We start from the raw sequence: 14,268 nt of genomic DNA, 5'->3' as shown, positions 1-14,268 counted from the left end.
ATGCGCGCTGATACTCGCACCCTCGTTCTCGTATGGATTGCGCTCATGGGGCTTCTGGGGCTTACGCTCGGCGTGAGCTTTCTGCCGCTCGGCGCGTTCAAGCCTTTCGCTAATATCGGCATCGGGTTTGCCAAGGCAATTCTCATCTTCTGGTTCTTCATGCACCTGAGAGAGGTGAGCGGAGTGATTCGGCTCGCTGCGTTCGCAGGAGCAGTCGGGATTATCATCATGATCGCCTTGATTTCGAGCGATTACCTGACGCGGGTCCGGTTCACTTTGGCGCCTTAAGCGATCCTGCCGCGCGTTATGGACAGGACCTTCAGAGCATGAGGACCACCTGAAACGCGACCGCACATTATGCAACTTTGTGACCGCTGAAGACCCCGCTGAGCAGGGCCCTTCTCAGGCGCGGTCTGTGCTTCCTGTCGTTCAATGCCGCTGAGGTCGAGCAGGAGTTCGTGCCATTGATCGAACCGATCCTCGAGGTTTTGGTGCGGACCAGCGTGGTGACATCAGACTCAGCCCCTCGTCATCCTCAGCAATGCTCGCAGCGGTGTCGGCGAATTGGGATCTGTCGCGAATTCGGACACGCGCCGACGACATGGGAGCGGCCCCCAAGAGCCCTCAAGGCACTCAGCGGTCGGGGGCGTTTCGTTCACGCAGACCGGAGCCACCCAATTGATAGATTGACAGTCAACGCACCTCTGACTTAGCCACGGGAAGGTGGGTGGCGAGATATGAAGAAGAGAGCGGGGAATGCTCCTGTCTAAGCCTAAACCATCTCGAAGAGGGAACGCGACAGCATGACCAAATTTTCTGATGGCCCCGAAGAAGATCAGCGAGGGTCCAGCTTTCCCAAAGCCAGAGGACATTCCTTGAGTGGACAAGTAATTTCAGCCAAGAAGTCACACATCCGGTCTTTCCTTGATGGCATTTACCTTCTTTCAGGATGGCTCGCCGGATTTTTCCTGTTCCTCATCTTCCTCATCATGATGAGTTTGTCACTCGGACGGTATGTCGGGGTCAACATCCCCGCGGGCGACGACTTCGCCGCATGGTCGATGGCGGCGTTGGGTTTCCTGGGCCTCGCCCACACTTTCAAGTCGGGTGATTTGATCCGCGTTGGGCTCATTCTCGATCGGCTTTCTCCCTCTGCGCGGCGCCTGATCGAGATTCTTTGCCTCGGCATCGGCACCGCCGTCGTCGGCTTCTTTGCGTGGCACGCAGTTCAGATGACTTATGACAGCTACCTCTTCAATGATATCTCCGGCGGCGTTGTCGCTGTCCCGCTTTGGATACCGCAGATCGGATATTCCCTCGGATTGACGATCCTCACCATCGCCTTCGTCGACGAACTCGTCCATGTGCTGAAAGGTTACCAGCCGCGGTATGAGAAGCCGAAGGCTGAAACTCCTGAGGAGATCGTTGATCGCGCAGCAGAAGGCGGGCTTTGACGATGTTCGCAGACATGAATCTTGTCACCGTCGCCGCCCTGCTCCTGGGGCTTCTGATCTTTCTGCTCGCCCTGGGCAACTGGATCGGCATTGCGCTGCTGATCGTGGGCTTTGCTGCCGTCACCATCAGCGCCTCCGTGCCTATCGGATCCGTCCTGGCGACGACGGTGTGGGCAAGTTCCGCCTCTTGGACGCTGGCCGCCTTGCCACTCTTCATCTGGATGGGCGAAATTCTGTTCCGGACGCGCCTGTCGGAGCAGATGTTCCTTGGCCTTGCGCCTTGGCTCAACTGGCTTCCCGGGCGATTGCTCCACGTGAATGTGGTCGGGTCAGGACTATTCGCTGCAGTGTCGGGCTCATCCGCAGCGACATGTGCGACCGTCGGCAAGATTGCGCTGCCGGAGCTGAGGAAACGCGGGTACAACGAGTCTATGAGCCTGGGAAGTCTCTCCGGCGCCAGCACGCTCGGCCTGCTTATTCCCCCGTCGATTCCGCTCGTGGTCTATGCCGTCGCAGCGAACGTCTCAGTCATTCAGGTCTTCCTCGCGGGCTTTCTTCCCGGGCTCCTCGTCATAGCACTGTATTCCGGTTACATTGTGATCTGGTCGCTTCTCAATCCGATCAAGTCACCCCTGCCTGAGCCGAGAACGAGTTTCATCTTCAAATTGCGGCAATCGTCCAAACTGCTGCCGGTGCTAATCCTCGTGGTCGCGATCTTCTCGGCGCTGATCTTCGGCTTGGCGACGGCCACAGAATGTGCGGCCTGGGGCGTGACAGGCGCTCTCGTCCTCGCCTGGTGGTCCGGCACCCTGACCTGGAAGACGTTCGTGGAAAGCCTGATGAGCGCGGCCCGCTTGTCGGCAACTATCATGTTGATCCTTGCCGGCGCCGCGTTCACGACCGCCGCCATGGCTTACACCGGCATTCCGGCGGCACTTGCCGCCTGGGTGGAGGCGCTGCACCTGTCGCCCTACGTGCTGGTCGCGGCGCTCGCTGTCATGTACATCATATTGGGATGCCTGATCGACGGCATCTCGATGATCGTGCTCACCACCGTCGTGGTCCTGCCGATGGTGAAGCAGGCGGGTTTCGACCTCGTCTGGTTCGGGATCTTCCTTGTCATCCTGGTGGAGATGGCGCAGATTACGCCACCGGTCGGATTCAACCTGTTTGTTCTTCAGAACATGAGCGGACGCGACAGCTTAGTCATAGCGAAGGCATCCTTCCCGTTCTTTCTGCTGCTTGTGGCGGCGCTGGCCATTATCACAGCTTTCCCGGATATCGCGCTGTACCTGCCAAGGCTCGCTTTCCCGGAATAGAACCCATCGAAAACCAGAGGGAGAAATATCGATGAAGTATCTGACTCGAGTTGGCCTCGGACTTGCGGGTGCGCTGATTGTGAGTGTCACGGCGCAGGCGCAGACGAAGTGGAATCTGCCCGCGGCCTATCCGACCGACAATTATCACACCGAGAACCTGAACCAGTTTGCCAAGGACATCTCGGAGGCCACCGGCGGGAAGCTGCAGATCACCGTGCATCCGAACGCATCCCTGTTCAAGGCGCCCGAGATCAAGCGCGCAGTGGCGACGGGCCAAGCGCAGATCGGCGAAGTGCTGATGTCGATCCATGAGAATGAGGATCCGCTGTTCGGGATCGACATCATCCCCTTCGTCGCGACGAGTTTCGATGCATCGGTGAAGTTGTGGAACGCCGCCAAGCCGCATCTCGAGAAGAAGCTCGAGAGCCAGCGTCTGAAGCTGCTCTACGCGGTTCCATGGGGGCCGCAGGGACTTTACTCCTCGAAGGAGCTGAAGTCCGTCGAGGACATGAAAGGCCTCAAGTTCCGTGCATACAACGTCGGAACCGCACGCATCGGTGAAGCCGTGGGCGCTCAGGCGGTGACCGTTCAGGCGGCGGAGCTGCCCCAGGCGCTTGCGACGGGCGTCGTCAATGCCTGGATGTCGTCCGGCTCCACCGGATATGACTCGAAGGTCTGGGAATCGCAAAAGTACTTCTATGATGTCCAGGCCTGGTTGCCGCGCAACATCGTCATGGTCAACAAGGCCGCCTTCGATGCGCTCGACAAGGGCACCCAGGACGCCGTGCTGAAGGCCGCTACCGCCGCGGAGGAGCGCGGTCTGAAGATCGCGAAGGAGAAGTCCACCTGGTATCTCGATCAGTTCAAGGCGAAGGGCATGACGGTCTCTCCGCCCTCGCCCGAACTCGAAGCCGGTCTCAAGAAAATCGGCGAACAGCTCGCGGCGGATTGGGTCAAGAGAGCCGGCCCCGCTGGTGAGGCCATCATGAACGATTACAAGAAGATGTAATCCTCCGGATGGGGACCGCCCCGTCCAGAGCGAAACCGACACGGAGGGGATGCAAAACTCCCCTCCGTGGTCGCATGATAGATTATGTGCGCTTTACCCTCTGTCGAGTATCACGGAATGCCGCAACCGGAGAGCCTCGTCGGGTTGTTCTTGCCGATCCTGGTCCTGCGGAATGAAATGGAGGAAAAGCTGGTGAGTGCCTATGACCGCGCAGCGGTGTCCTCCCTCTCGGTGCCCCGATGACGCGAAGAATGGCAAAGGGAGGTCGCGCCATATATGGAGAGGCGATCGGCGTCCTCGTGCTTGACACCTCGTTCCCTCGTATTCCGGGCGATGTCGCCAACGCCACGACGTTTGATTTTCCTGTCCGGTATCACGTCATCGACGCCGCAACGCCGGAGAAGATCGTCTCGGAGGCCGATCGCGCACGTGCCCTGCTCCCTGCCTTCATCGAGGGCGCGCGGCTGCTGGAGAAGCAGGGGGTGCGGGCCATAACGACGACCTGCGGCTTTCTCACGATCATGCAGAAGGAAATCGCGGCGGCAGTGAGTGTTCCGGTTGTGACCTCAAGCCTGTTTCTCGTTCCCCTGTTGCATGCGATGTTTGCGGCCGGACGGCCGATCGGTGTTCTGACCGCTCACTCCGTGAGGTTGTCCCCGGAGCATCTGATTGCCGCTGGCGTGAAGCCGGATTGGGCCATCCATGTGCGAGGGCTGGAGGAAAGCCCTGCCTTCAGACGTGCCATCTTCGGTAAGGGAGAGGAGTGCATCGCGATGGATGTCGATCAAGTGGAGACGGAGGTCGTCGCCGCCTGCCGAAAGCTGGTCGACGATGTTCCGGACATCGGGTGCATCGTCTTCGAGTGTACCAACCTGCAACCATACGCGGCCGCTGTTCAGGCAGAGATCAGCCTGCCGATCTTCGGTATCTATCACTTGGTCAACCTTCTTCAGAGCGGGATCGTCAGCCCGAGATTCTCGGGCTACATGTGATATGATGAGTTTAGAGCTGCCGCGTCCGTTTCCTGGGCGCGACTTTTCATCCATGAGTTCCTTACGTTAATTCGGTCATTCCATGAGCTTACATGTCGTCGTGATAGGAGCTGGCATCGTCGGAGCCACGACTGCCGTTCATCTGCTGCGGGAAGGCCATAGGGTGACCATCCTCGATCCCGACGAGCCGGGGAGGGAGCAGGCTGCGAGCTACGGCAACGGCGCATGGATCAGCCCTGCATCAGTGGTTCCGATGTCCATGCCGGGCCTCTGGAGGAAGGTGCCTGGCTATCTGCTCGACTCTCTTGGACCGCTGACGATCCGATGGACCGCATTGCCGAGACTGTCTCCCTGGTTGGTACGCTTTCTCTATGCGGGAGCAGCGGTCCACCGGGTGGAGGCGACCGCTCGTGCTTTGTCGGCTCTTCTGGGGGATGCCCCGCACCGGCATGCGGAGCTTGCGGCCGAAGCCGGGATTCCAGAGTTCATCAAGCAAAGCGGGCTGCTCTACGTCTACCCCGATCGCGCGGCCTTCGAAGTTGAGGCTTTGTCGTGGCGGTTGAGGCGGGATAATGGGGTGCGGTGGGTCGAGCTGGACGCAGACGAATTGCGTCGAAGAGAGCCTGCTCTCGACCGGCGATACATGTTCGGGGCCTTGGTGGAAGCCGGAGCTCATTGCACGGATCCGGGAGGCTATGTCGCAGCCCTCGTTCATTACGCTCATGGCAAGGGAGCAAATGTCGTCCGGGCAAGGGCGACGGGATTCGACACTGAGTCAGGCCGCCTGCGTGCCGTTCAAACGGACGCGGGCACAATCGAATGCGACCGTGCCATCGTCTCCGCAGGAATTCACTCGAAAGCACTGGCTCGGGCCGCGGGCGACCGGATCTGCCTGGAGAGCGAGCGCGGCTATCATGTCATGATCTCCGATCCAGAAGCTGCTCCTAGCATTCCCTTGATGCCCAGCGATGGAAAAATGGCAAACACCCTGACGAGGCAAGGTCTGCGCGTCTCCGGGCAGGTAGAGCTGGCGAGTGTGGTTGCCGCGCCGAACTGGAAGCGTGCGGCCATCCTTCTGGACCATGCCCGCCGCACGTATCCAGGGCTTCCCGGCCACATTCCAGAGGAGCGGATTTCGCGCTGGATGGGCCATCGGCCTTCAACGCCTGATGGGCTTCCCGTGATCGGCCCAGCCTCTGCGTCCCGTGACATCATCTATGCGTTTGGTCACGGGCATGTCGGACTTGCCTCGGGCCCTGCCACGGCGAGCGCCGTTGCCGACATCCTCGCGGGGAGGCAATCCCCGCTTCCGTTGACCGCCTACGCACCCGCACGATTTCGAACCTGGGCATGAGTGGAGGCCGCTTCAACGCAGCTCCAGATTATCCGGTACCGCTTACAGGCTTTTTTGAAGGCACCATTCCTTGACAAGGCCGGATTCCCGGCCGGTTCGCCGCTCACGAATGCGGCGAGCCCAAGCAGAGCGATGATCTCACGTGAGTGGAAACGGCTCTAGGTTCCTTCCCCCTCCAGGTGCTATGCGTCGGCAGACGGATCTACGTGCAGGCGGCTCACATGATGGACACCATTTATCACAAGCTCTGGCGCAGCCTCGACCCTGCGACGAGGGGCCGATCCACTTTCGCCATGATGCAGTTGGCCACCATCGGACTGGATGGCGCTCCGAGGGTCCGCACCGTCGTCGTCAGACAGGCGAGCGAGGCGCATTCCACGCTCTCCTTCGTCACGGATGTTCGTTCCCCGAAGATTGCCGAGATCCGCCGCGACCCGCGTGTCTCGCTCGCGGGCTTCAATCCTGATGAAGGTCTTCAGATCAGGCTCGAAGGCGACGCGTCGATCATCGATCGGGTGGCGGACAAGAAGCCGTTCTGGGACATGTGCCGGTCCCACACACGCGCTCTTTTCCGGATGCCCTTGGTGCCCGGCGTCGACATCGCTTCACCTCATGATGCGTACGACGCCATGAAGCATCCCGACGGCGACGAGAACGCGTTTCTCAACTTCTGCGCGGTCACCGTCGAACTCTCGCGGCTGGAGTGGCTCGACCTTTCACAGGAGCGGCATCAACGCTGCTCCTTCCGGCGTACCGGCGCTTCATGGGCAGGCACCTGGATCGCACCCTAGAGCATCGTGCAGATCCAGGGGGCCGCGTCGAACGATGCTCTCGTCTCAGGAGAAAGCATCGGATGGGTCCCTGCTCCCCATGACTGCGCCAGCGGGCCGGCTGCCGCGGAAGGGTACGAAAATCGGCTTGTAGCCGAACTCTCGGCATCGGCAAAAGCCGATCCGGATCCGGTCCATGTTCGTGTTCAAGCAACGAACATCGCTCGGGTGATTCTGAGCAACATTGAAACGGTGCACATGCTTCAGCACCGGCCACGTTGTGCGTTATGGCGGCTTGATCGGGCTTTGAATCCTAGAAGTTCACTTGACAAGCTCCTTCTGCAACCGATTACATAGAGGCTTAGTCCAGGAGCTGCGGTTTGACAGGCCCCCAAAGGGAATGCCTACGATCAGCCAAGTGGCGAAAGCTGCTAGCGTTTTTCCGTGCACCGGTTTCTCGGACCTTTTCCCCACCAGAACTCTTGAGTGCAGAGACAATGGAACGTGTCCGCACCACGGCCGAAAGCTCGCAACAAAAGCTGAACGGATAGGACGCCCATGGAACTTCACCTTTGGTCGACAAAGTCCGCCCTCGGAGAAGCCGCCGCCGCGATGGGCGCCCAGGCGATCCGCGATGCGATCGCAGCAAAGGGCCGAGCACACATCATCGTCGCAACCGGCGCAAGTCAGTTTGAAATGCTCGATGCCCTCGTGCGGGAGCCAGGTATCGACTGGTCGAAGGTCACAGGATTCCACCTCGACGAGTATATCGGCATGTCGGATACCCATCCGGCGAGCTTCCGGCGCTATCTGCGGGAGCGGTTCACGTCGAAGCTCCCGACCCTCGGCGCCTTTTATTTTATCGAAGGGGATGCGCCTGATCTCAAGGCGGAGATCTCACGGATCAGTGACTTGATCAAAGCGAACCCAATCGACGTGACCTTCGCCGGCATAGGCGAGAACGGACACCTCGCTTTTAACGACCCGCCGGCCGATTTCGATGTGAATGATCCCTATATCGTCGTTGAACTCGATGAGGTCTGCCGACGGCAGCAATTCGGGGAGGGGTGGTTCCCAACGTTCGAGGATGTGCCGCAGACCGCTATTTCCATGAGCATTCGCCAGATCATGGCAAGCCGCCTCGTCATTCTGTCCGTGCCCGACGCACGTAAGGCCGATGCGGTTCAAGAGGCGTTGGAGGGGCCGGTCTCGCCTGCGTGCCCAGCTTCCATCCTGCAAAGGCATCCGGCCTGCCATGTGTTTCTCGACACGGCATCTGCCAGCCAGCTCTCGTCGACTTCTCTTCGTGGGGTAGATCGGGAGGGCGAGTGAGGCGGACCTAGACGGGTCCGGAGAGAGCAACCAGAGGAAGGAGCAGGGTCTCATGAGCGCAAGACTGAGCAACATGTTGAGTGCAGCCGCGTGCCTGGCGGCAGGAGTCACTCTGGCCACCGGCAGCTTTGCCCAAACTCCATCGGCCAAACCGAAAGCCCCTCTCGCCATTAACGTCATCGACGTGGCTGGTGATCTGCAGGTCAGCCAGCCGGCTATCGAGAAGTTCAGGAAGGACCATCCGGATCTCGTCTCGCGTTTCGTGTTCACGAAGGCGACGGCGCCGGAGCTTGCAGCGAAGCTGAAGGCGCAGCAGGATGCCGGCCGCGTCGACATCGACTTCGTCCTCACCGGCAACGATGCCTTGGCTGCCGGCATGGAACAGGGCATCTGGCTCGAGATCCTGCCGAAATATCAGGATCGCTTTCCGGACCTGGAAAAGCTCTATCTGCCCGGTGCCTATGCGATGCAGAAGATGGGCCGCGGTCAGGCCTTCGTGATCGACTGGTATCCGTCAGGCCCGCTGCTCGAGTATGCGCCGGACCGCGTCAAGGACGTTCCCGATACCGCAGAAGGGCTGCTTGCCTGGTGCAAGGCGCATCCGGGAAAGTTCATGTACGCGCGTCCATCCAATTCCGGACCGGGCCGCACGTTCGTGATGGGGCTGCCCTACCTCCTGGGTGACAAGGATCCTCTCGACCCCGTCAACGGCTGGGAGAAGACGTGGGCTTATCTCAAGCAACTCGACAGCTGCATCGACTACTATCCAGGCGGCACGACGGCGACGATGAAGGAACTCGGCGAGGGGTCGCGCGACATCATCGCGACCACGACGGGATGGGACATCAACCCGCGCTACCTCGGCATCGTGCCCGAGGAATTCAAGGTCGCGACCCTCAAGGGGTTCCACTGGGTGGGCGACGCCAACTACATGGCGATTCCCAAAGGCGTTTCCCAGGAGAAGATAGACGTCCTTCTTCAGATGATTGCATACCTCCTCAAGCCGGAGCAGCAGGCGTACATGTACGATCACGGCTACATGTATCCGGGACCCGCCATTCATGGCGTGTCGCTCGAAATGGCCCCCAAGGAGAGCCAGGACACCATCAAGAGGTACGGGCGGCCCGAATATGAGAGCATGATCGCCGACAATCCTGTCGAGCCGCCGCTCGACGCCAAGCCTCTGGTGGCGATGTTCGACAAGTGGGACCGCGAGATCGGCAGCGCGAAGATGAAGCAGTAGCGGTCATTCCAGCAACCACTTTTCCATGAATTCATGGGCGGTGCATGCCGCCCATGAGAAACGGCAAGGGCGGATTTCGCGATGCAGAGCAGGGGGCTCTTCGACCTTCAGGTGAACGGCTTCGCCGGAATCGACTTCAATGCGACAGATCTGAACGCAGCTGCGCTGGATCGGGCTCTTGCGGCGATGCTCGACACGGGCGTGACGACTTGCCTGCCGACGATCATCACGGCCTCGGCGGAGGATCTAGCCAGCCGCTTTGCCGCGCTGGACCGCGCAGTGGCCGAGAGCCGTCTCGGCCGGATCATGGTTCCAGGATACCATCTGGAGGGCCCCTTCTTGAATCCGGCGGAGGGTTATGCGGGTTGTCATCCGCCGCAGGCTATGATCGCGCCTGACGCTGAACTTGTCTTCGGGCTCGAAGCGAACCTGTCGCGACCGATTCTCCTCGTGACACTCGCGCCGGAACTGCCTGGCAGCGAAGCCGCCATCCGCAGGCTGAGCGGGGCTGGGAAGATCGTCGCGGTCGGTCATTCTTCCGCCGATGCGGATACAATTGCGATGGCCGTGGAGGCGGGCGCACGCATGTCCACGCATCTCGGCAATGGTGTTCCGCAGACATTGCATAAACTCGACAACACGATCTTCGCCCAGCTCGCGGAGGAGGGGTTGCACGCGAGCTTCATCGCCGATGGCATTCATATTCCGCGACCGGCCCTGAAGACGATGCTTCGTGCGAAAGGGATCGAGCAATCCATTCTGGTATCGGACGCGGTTTCCGCCGCGGCCGCCCGCCCCGGGCGCTATTCCTTCGCCGGAATGGAGATTGAGCACGGGTCTGACGGCAGTGTCCGGTTGCCGGGAAGCCGCTATCTCGCCGGCTCCGCGCTCACCTTGGACAAGGCCGTGAGCAACATCGTGCGATGGAAACTCGCAAATCCCGAAGAGGCGCTTCGGATGGCCTGCGATAACCCTCGCGCATTGATGGCGCCGGCATTCAAGGCCCATGGATTGGCCGCGCCCACGGCAGGTCATGTCAGTTGGTCCGATGATGGGGAGGCTTTGCAGGTCGAGGTCGAGGACGTCGTACACCGTGCCCACAAAGGCGAGCATGATGATGCCTGACGGAGCCCGGTGAGGGGACGTCATCCTTGAGGATACGTTCTACGCTTAACAATCCAGAAGGGGAAGAAGAGATGGAAGGTCGTCAGAAGCACATTGATCGGCGCGGGCTCCTTGGTGGCGCCGCCTGCATGGCAGCCCTGACCGCCACGGGTGTTCGCGCACAGAGCCTTGCTCTTCCGAAATCACCCGTAGCACTCAACGTGATTGACGTGGGCGGCGCGCTTGCGCTGATGCAGAAGGCCTTCGAGGAATATCGCAAGGCTAAGCCGGAACTCGTATCCCGCATCACCTACGTCAAGGCGCCGGCACCCGAGCTGGCGTCGAAGGTCAAGGCCCAGCAGAATGCGGGTCGCGTCGATATCGACATGGTGCTGACGGGAAGCGATGGCCTTGCGGCCGGGCTCGACCAGGGCCTCTGGATCAAGCTTCTTCCCACCTATGCCGACAAGTTCCCGAGGATCGAGGAGAATTATGAGCCTGCCGCCTTGAACCTGCATCGGGCCCAAGGTCAGGGCTATGGCGTGGTGATTAACTATTATCCGTCCGGTCCGCTTCTCGAATATGCGCCCGAGCGCGTCAAAGACGTGCCGAAGACTGCCGAGGAACTGCTCGCGTGGGCCAAGGCGCATCCCAACCGCTTCATGTACGCCCGGCCTGCAAATTCAGGTCCGGGCCGCACCTTCATGATGGGGTTGCCCTATATTCTCGGGGACAAGGACCCGATGGACCCCGTCAATGGCTGGGAGAAAACCTGGTCGTATCTGCGGGAATTGAACGCCTATGTCGAATATTATCCCTCGGGAACCGGGGCCACGATGAAGGAGTTCGGGGAGGGCTCCCGCGACATCATCGTCTCGACGACAGGCTGGGACATCAACCCGCGCGCGCTCGGGATCGTGCCGAAGAGCGCGCAGATCGGAACTCTCAAAGGGTTTCACTGGGTTTCCGATGCATTCTTCATGGTCGTTCCGAAGGGTGTCGCGGATGAGAAGCTGGCCGTCCTTCTCGATCTGATGGCCTTTCTGCTTAAGCCCGAACAGCAGGCGTACTCCTACGACGAGGGATACCTCTATCCGGGGCCAGCCGTGAAGAACGTACCGCTGTCCATGGCGCCTAAGGAGAGCCAGGACATCATCAAGGAGTTCGGACGGCCTGAATATGCGGATCTGATCAGTGGAAATCCGATCGTGCTGCCCCTGCCTCCCGAAAAAATGGTCATCGCATTCCGCCGCTGGGATGAGGAAATCGGCTCCAAGAAGGGCAGGTGAGGCGTGCCGGCTTAGCATCGGCGATGGGGTCTCTTGTGACGGTGACGGAAGCGCTCGAAAGATTGGCGATCCGGCCAGGACTAGGGCAATGTCGCGAGAGGCCCCATCCAGATCGCTCGGTACCCGCCACCGCACGCTGTCGAGATCTATCATGTCCTCTCCAGATTGCTGCAACAGAGTTGTTTTTCCGCCATTCCGCAGGATGGACATCGGCTACCTCGTAATTGATCGGGCCGCACGCTCAAACACTAGCAGGAATGGGACACCCCGCAGTCCTTCGTTAACCATGTTGGGCCAATGATGCTCTGATCGATTCAGTACAGGCACCTGTAGAGGCGTGGGAATGGGCCAGATGAAGTACGTTGCAGCAGGACTCACTGCCGTCGTTGTTTTCCTCCTGTCGTATTTTCTCTTCGTTATTGTTGAGGAGCCGGCGCTCAATCTCATGGGATGGCAGAATCTCGATCTGCGACCAGACATAAGGTGGTGGCGCACAGGCGCAGGATTGGCGATCGCCGCTTGCGTCTTCCGGATCGTCGTCGAATGGCGCAACAACGCTGCACTGAAGTGGCGTAAAACATTGGCCGCACGGGCGAGGGCATAATCGCTGCTAAAAGTAAGGGCCGTCGGAAACCTCTTTCCTGAAGCCAGATTTGTGCTTCTTCCCGGCCCAGGTTTTCTGTCGTCCGTCGTCTCCGTCTCTGAAGAGACTTTGTCATTCGCGGCCGCAGCCTGTTGGTCGTCTTGTGGGCTGCGGCTGCAATCTCGACGCCACGGTTGTTCTTCGCAGGCGCGAGGTTTGGCCTGCGAGCCAGCCCTGAAGGGCCTCCAATCGAGGGGAGGGCCCTCCGGGCGTTCTGTGGTGATCAGTTCAGGAAGTGGGCCAGGTCCGGAGCCGGGGACGTGCCGAGCACCTCCTCGATTGCCAGGGCCACGGAAAGGGCCCGCACATCGGCCCCTTCCGGACAGATGATCTGCAGCCCGATCGGGAGACTTCCAGGCTTCTGCGGCAAGGGGACACTGACGGCGGGACATGCGAAGTAATTCGCAGGCTGAGTGTTGCGTGTCATGCCCAGGGCGAGGTCAAGAGCTTTCCGCTCGTCCTCCAGGTCCGCTACGGGAGGCGCAGGCGTCGTGGTCACCGGAGTGACCCAGCCGTGAAAGCCGGAGAACTTTTCGGATACGCTCTGGCGCGATCTGGTTCGCTGCGCCTCGAGCGTTAAGTAATCTGCTGCCGTCACATCGAGGCCGGACGTCGCGCGCTTCGCGACAATCGGATCCATCTGGTCGCGACCGGCAAGAAAACGATCACGGCCGAGCGTTGCGATGAGGCAGGCCGGAAGAACAGCGGGGAAATAGCGCTCGCGTTCGCTCGCCTCGGGAACGGAAACAGGGCTCAACCGGCACCCTGCGGCCGACAGGGCCTCCAGCGCATGCTTGATCTGCGCTTCGACGGCCGGATCGAGATTGTCAAAAAAGTACTCCTGAGGAACACCAAGCCGGAGCGCTTCGACAGGAAGAGCGCGGGCTTCGGGCGTGCCGGTGAGCGCAGCCACCGCAATCGCTGCATCTCGTGCGCTGCGGGTCAGCAGGCCGGGCGTATCCAGATGAGGCGCCAGAGGGAACGCCCCGTCGGTCGAGAAGAAGCCGGGTGTCGTCTTGAGCCCGAATATCCCGTTGAAGGCGGCTGGAACGCGAACGGAACCGCCCGTGTCAGAGCCAATGGCAAACGCACATAAGCCGGCAGCAACTGCAACCCCCGAACCGGAGCTCGAGCCGCCAGGCAGGCGGGGCGTTTGTGCGTCCCAGGGATTCACCGGCGTCCCCTGGGCGCTGGAGACGCCGGTGATGCCAAGGGCGAACTCGACGGTCTTCGTCTTGCCGAGGATGACGCAGCCGGCTTGACGCAAGCTCTTGACCAGAGGGCCCTCTTCGCCAGCGATATCGTCGATGTTCATCTTGGAGCCTGCTGTCGTCGGCATACCTTCGACGACGAACAGATCCTTGACTGCGACCGGAACGCCCATCAACGGACCGAGGTCCGTGCCGGCCGAATAGAGCGCGTCCATCGCGCGTGCGGTTTCAAGCGCCTGTTCGGCGGCAACGTGCTGGAATGCACCGAGCCGGGGATCGAGCGCTTCGATGCGGGAGAGGTACGCCCGAGTCGCTTGCTCCGATGAGATCTCGCCGTTTCGAAACCGCCGGGCGAATTCCGGCAGTCCATTGTGCCCAAGGGGATCATTTTCCAGCGCGGCCATGCAGCATTCCTCGTTCTGTCAAACTCAACGGCTTTTCGCAGTTGATGCATGTGAACCGTGGAAGAGGTCAATTTGCAACGGGGGATAATATCCGGCCATCCGCTGTCGACAAAAAGTGTTTGGCAAGGCTCTTGCACGCGCACT

General features: G+C 60.4%; 13 protein-coding genes. 12 read left to right on the top strand and 1 reads right to left on the bottom strand.

The window, feature by feature from the left end; all coding sequences use genetic code 11:
• The 12 genes from ACS5Q0_RS14210 to ACS5Q0_RS14155 all read left to right on the top strand — a co-directional run bounded on the left by ACS5Q0_RS14210 (position 1) and on the right by ACS5Q0_RS14155 (position 12,470).
• A complete protein-coding gene (locus ACS5Q0_RS14210; RefSeq protein ID WP_473127297.1) occupies positions 1-288 on the top strand; it encodes a cytochrome C oxidase subunit IV family protein in 288 nt (95 codons plus the stop codon).
• A gap of 515 nt (positions 289-803) precedes the next feature.
• Positions 804-1,454, top strand: a complete 651-nt coding sequence (locus ACS5Q0_RS14205; protein WP_473127296.1) for a TRAP transporter small permease — start codon at positions 804-806, stop codon at positions 1,452-1,454.
• A gap of 14 nt (positions 1,455-1,468) precedes the next feature.
• Positions 1,469-2,773: a TRAP transporter large permease gene (locus ACS5Q0_RS14200; RefSeq protein WP_473127295.1), complete on the top strand. Its 1,305-nt coding sequence runs from the start codon at positions 1,469-1,471 to the stop codon at positions 2,771-2,773.
• Between the two features lie 31 nt (positions 2,774-2,804).
• The gene (locus tag ACS5Q0_RS14195; protein ID WP_473127294.1) at positions 2,805-3,782 is read left to right on the top strand and encodes a TRAP transporter substrate-binding protein; all 978 of its coding nucleotides are present in this window, start codon (positions 2,805-2,807) and stop codon (positions 3,780-3,782) included.
• Between the two features lie 251 nt (positions 3,783-4,033).
• Complete coding sequence (locus ACS5Q0_RS14190; protein ID WP_473127293.1) at positions 4,034-4,774, top strand: aspartate/glutamate racemase family protein; 741 nt, start codon at positions 4,034-4,036, stop codon at positions 4,772-4,774.
• Between the two features lie 82 nt (positions 4,775-4,856).
• Complete coding sequence (locus ACS5Q0_RS14185) at positions 4,857-6,128, top strand: NAD(P)/FAD-dependent oxidoreductase (RefSeq protein WP_473127292.1); 1,272 nt, start codon at positions 4,857-4,859, stop codon at positions 6,126-6,128.
• 221 nt (positions 6,129-6,349) lie between these two features.
• Entirely contained in the window at positions 6,350-6,919 is a 570-nt protein-coding gene (locus ACS5Q0_RS14180; RefSeq protein ID WP_473127291.1) for a pyridoxamine 5'-phosphate oxidase family protein, read from the top strand.
• A 537-nt stretch (positions 6,920-7,456) separates the two neighbouring features.
• Entirely contained in the window at positions 7,457-8,230 is a 774-nt protein-coding gene (locus ACS5Q0_RS14175; protein ID WP_473127290.1) for a glucosamine-6-phosphate deaminase, read from the top strand.
• A gap of 52 nt (positions 8,231-8,282) precedes the next feature.
• Positions 8,283-9,473, top strand: a complete 1,191-nt coding sequence (locus tag ACS5Q0_RS14170; protein ID WP_473127289.1) for an extracellular solute-binding protein — start codon at positions 8,283-8,285, stop codon at positions 9,471-9,473.
• 81 nt (positions 9,474-9,554) lie between these two features.
• Positions 9,555-10,598 (top strand): N-acetylglucosamine-6-phosphate deacetylase, encoded by a 1,044-nt coding sequence (locus ACS5Q0_RS14165; RefSeq protein ID WP_473127288.1) that lies wholly within the window; start codon positions 9,555-9,557, stop codon positions 10,596-10,598.
• A 71-nt stretch (positions 10,599-10,669) separates the two neighbouring features.
• A complete protein-coding gene (locus ACS5Q0_RS14160; RefSeq protein WP_473127287.1) occupies positions 10,670-11,866 on the top strand; it encodes an ABC transporter substrate-binding protein in 1,197 nt (398 codons plus the stop codon).
• Between the two features lie 343 nt (positions 11,867-12,209).
• Entirely contained in the window at positions 12,210-12,470 is a 261-nt protein-coding gene (locus tag ACS5Q0_RS14155; RefSeq protein ID WP_473127286.1) for a hypothetical protein, read from the top strand.
• A gap of 262 nt (positions 12,471-12,732) precedes the next feature.
• Here ACS5Q0_RS14155 and ACS5Q0_RS14150 read toward each other — a convergent pair whose 3' ends face one another.
• Complete coding sequence (locus ACS5Q0_RS14150) at positions 12,733-14,124, bottom strand: amidase (protein ID WP_473127285.1); 1,392 nt, start codon at positions 14,122-14,124, stop codon at positions 12,733-12,735.
• Positions 14,125-14,268: the final 144 nt, after the last annotated feature.

Source organism: Microvirga sp. HS2, assembly GCF_055792805.1.
This window is presented reverse-complemented; position numbering and strand designations above follow the sequence as displayed.